This window comes from Odoribacter laneus YIT 12061, assembly GCF_000243215.1.
Taxonomy (GTDB): Bacteria; Bacteroidota; Bacteroidia; order Bacteroidales; family Marinifilaceae; genus Culturomica; species Culturomica lanea.
In genome coordinates this window covers 1-3,313 of record NZ_JH594602.1, presented here as the reverse complement: position 1 = coordinate 3,313, position 3,313 = coordinate 1, and the positions used below count along the sequence as shown (strand labels likewise).

The following is a 3,313-nucleotide window of genomic DNA, read 5'->3' as shown; positions in this document are numbered from 1 at the left end:
TTTCCATCGTCCAGGGTTACGCTGAAAGAACCACTGACTGCTATAATCAACTGAGATAGTTCTTTATGCGCATGAGACCCTCTGGCTTCTCCTCCGGGAACGTCATATAAATAATAAACACGTTTAGCTTCAAAAGGAATGGTATCGTTATTTTCAATAACTGAAATATTGCCTTTTCTATCACTATGATGTTTGTCAAGTTCTATAATGCTACAATCGTAAACACTATTCTTTTTCATATTTTGCAATCTTTAAGAATTCGGCATAATCTCGGACATAATCATTTATATTATATTTCGTCGAGGCTAGAATTAACGCCAAAGAATTGGTAGAAAAATTATTCATTTCTCTCCATAACCCTTTAGGGACATATAAGCCGTGATAAGAACGGTTGAGGGTATAAGTTTTATGTTGGTCCCCGTCATCTAAGAGAACATCGAAACTTCCGGAAAGAGCAATAATGAATTCACTGTTTTCTTTGTATGCATGTCCTCCTCTGGTTTCTCCTCCGGGAACATCATATAACCAATAAATACGCTCAATTTTAAACGGAATATTTTTTAATTCTTCTACAAAAGATAAATTTCCTCTTTTGTCTAAAAATTTAGGCAAATCATAGATTGAAGCTTCTGATATTTTCATTGAAAAAAATAAAATTGGTAAGGGACAAAACAATTTCTTCGTGTAGCAAAATCAGGATGATATCCTATAATTGAAAGTTGATAAACAAATACAGCGAACAATAAAAGATAAACAAATATTTTTATTAAAGGGATCCTTTTATAGAAAGGCACAATTAATAATATAGATGTTAAAAAGAAGGTTGAAAGTCTTGGTGCTAATGTTGAGCTAAAGGAAAATATGTATAGACAACAACATCCGATATTGTATAAAAAAATATTTTTTTTAATCTCATTGTTGTTTTCGATAATTTTTCTATAAAAAATAAAATTGATTAAATTGAAAATCGTATAAATATACCTGGATTTAGAGAATCCGCTTGCATTGGCATCCGTTATATAACCGGCCATATGATTGTATGTACTTTCAGATACAAAAGGAATTAAAGAGGTATTGAATATTGTATAGACTAATTTTTCTATTCCGCTTATTCCTATAATGATAGATATTATAAACAGAAGGATATTGGTAAAAAGATTTATTTTAAAATTTCTTATCAATGGAATAAGAAAACCAAAAAATGCAGCTCGATGAACAAATGTTGCCAATAAAATGAGTAATAAACTTTTTTTCAGATTATCATTGAAATAATAATAAGCAAAAAAACAAATCCCTACAGCCAATGTAAAACGAATCGTCGTAAACGAATCAATAAAAAAAACAGGTAAACAAGTAAAAGCAAATAGGGAAAATCTTAAATCCGTGGATCTTTTATACAGGGTTGTAAAAAAGAATAGAATTGTAGCAAATCCCATTATAAAAATGAAAATTTGAGGATTTCCTGCTTTATGTGCTAATAATCCCAGCTGTTGAGGAATGAATTCAAAACGTTCTAATTCCCAACCGGCATTTATAATGGTACGGTAGTAATTCATAAAATCCCATCCGACCATGTATCTAAATCCTAAAAAAATCCCGAATAACAGAATTAATATAATTATCGCCTGTTTTCGTTGAAGAATTCCAATTAATTGGGAAATAATCAGAAATAAAATATAGGGAACTAAATCGAGAATTATCATTTTTTTCTCAAAACTTCAGAAACGAGGTGAATGGAACTTTTATTAAATAAAAATGAAAATAAAGTGTATAAACTCAAGAAAATCAAAAGTGATATCAGTAAAAATATGAAGGCACTTAGATGATAAAAATGAGTTGTTAAATAAAAACTAAATCCACTTACAATTATGGTGATAATTAGGGATCTTGAAATATTATAAAATTGTTCTAATAGGGTATACCTTATTTCTTGACTGCTATAATAGGTAACGACGATACAACCTAAAAAAGAATAAAGGCAAATTCCGAGTAAAAGAATATATATATTGAAATGTACTCCGATAAATAGTATTAAAATTCCAATTATAATGGAGAAAAGCTGGGTTTTTACAAGTAATTGTGCCTTCCCTAAAGATTTAATTATTGTCCTGTTAATATGGATAATAGGATTGACAAAGCCGGCTATACAGAGTATTTGAAAATAGGGGACAGAATCGAGCCATTTAGAGGAATATAAAAAAGTAATGACAGGTTCTGCATAAATAATGAGATAAGCCATAATGGGAAAAGAGAAAAAAGTAATAAGTACTAAACATTTTTTTGTATTTTCTCTGATTCTCTCCTCATTATCTTGAATTTTAGAAAAAACGGGAAATAAAACCTGATTAATAACGGTTGATAAAGTATAGACGGGTATTTGTTCTAAAGCTTTAGCTTGAGTATAATAACCTAATGTCGTTACTGAATATTTCTTACCAATAAGAAAAGATAGGATATTAGTGAAAATGATATCTGTTAAATTGGTAAATGTAATGGCTCCGCCTATTTTAAAGAGATTTTTAAAGGTATGAAAATCGAATTTTACAGATATCTTTACGTAAGCAAAAGACCAAAACATGCAAAATAATATGAATTGAAGGGCTAAATTTTTTGTAACCAAACTCCAGACCCCAAAACCGGCATATGCCATAATAATTGCACTAACAGAACTGATAAAATTGGATAACAAATAGATTTTAGTCAGCATTTTAAACTTTAATTCTTTATTTAGTAGGGCTGACGGGATGGCATACATAGCCCTGAATATTAAAGCAAAAGATTGTACTGTTAAATAAATTTCGATTTTGGGGTAATTAAAATAATTAGCTATAAACGGTGCAGAAAATAATATTGCTAAAAAGAATAAGATTGAGAAAACTAAATTAGATGTAAATACTGTTGAAATATCTAAAGGCGTGATTCGTTGTTTCTGTATTAAGGATAATCCTAAACCACCGTCAACTAAGACATCTGCTATTGTAACGAAAACTAAGAGGATGCCCATACAACCAAAGTCGTTGGGACTTAATAATCTTGCAAGTAAAATATTGGTTGTAAAACTGATAAATAAAGCCCCAAATCTTTGAATGAAACTCCAAATAGCTGCAGATACTACCTTATTGTTTAAATTTAATGACATGAATTATTAATTCAGATACATTTCTGCATAATACTGTCTATAATTTCCCGAAGTAATTTGATCCAGCCATTGTTGGTTGTCTAAATACCATTTTACTGTCTTCTCTATTCCTTCTTCAAATTGCAAACTCGGTTCCCAGCCTAGTTCTTTTTTTAATTTGGTGGAATCTATCGC

General features: G+C 29.9%; 4 protein-coding genes and 1 pseudogene. All 5 read right to left on the bottom strand.

Going from position 1 to position 3,313, the window contains the following annotated elements:
* Positions 1–239 (bottom strand): WxcM-like domain-containing protein (locus tag HMPREF9449_RS15670; protein WP_009138242.1); only part of this gene is annotated, 239 nt, incomplete at its 3' end.
* Positions 226–642: a sugar 3,4-ketoisomerase gene (locus HMPREF9449_RS15665; RefSeq protein ID WP_009138241.1), complete on the bottom strand. Its 417-nt coding sequence runs from the start codon at positions 640–642 to the stop codon at positions 226–228. The genes HMPREF9449_RS15670 and HMPREF9449_RS15665, both read right to left, overlap by 14 nt.
* Positions 639–1,703, bottom strand: coding sequence for an EpsG family protein (locus HMPREF9449_RS15660; RefSeq protein ID WP_009138240.1), 1,065 nt, complete (start codon positions 1,701–1,703; stop codon positions 639–641). Before HMPREF9449_RS15660 ends, HMPREF9449_RS15665 begins: the two co-directional genes overlap by 4 nt.
* Complete coding sequence (locus HMPREF9449_RS15655) at positions 1,700–3,139, bottom strand: lipopolysaccharide biosynthesis protein (RefSeq protein ID WP_009138239.1); 1,440 nt, start codon at positions 3,137–3,139, stop codon at positions 1,700–1,702. Before HMPREF9449_RS15655 ends, HMPREF9449_RS15660 begins: the two co-directional genes overlap by 4 nt.
* Positions 3,140–3,145: 6 nt before the next feature.
* Positions 3,146–3,313, bottom strand: a pseudogene (locus HMPREF9449_RS16645) (dTDP-glucose 4,6-dehydratase); the annotation flags it as partial.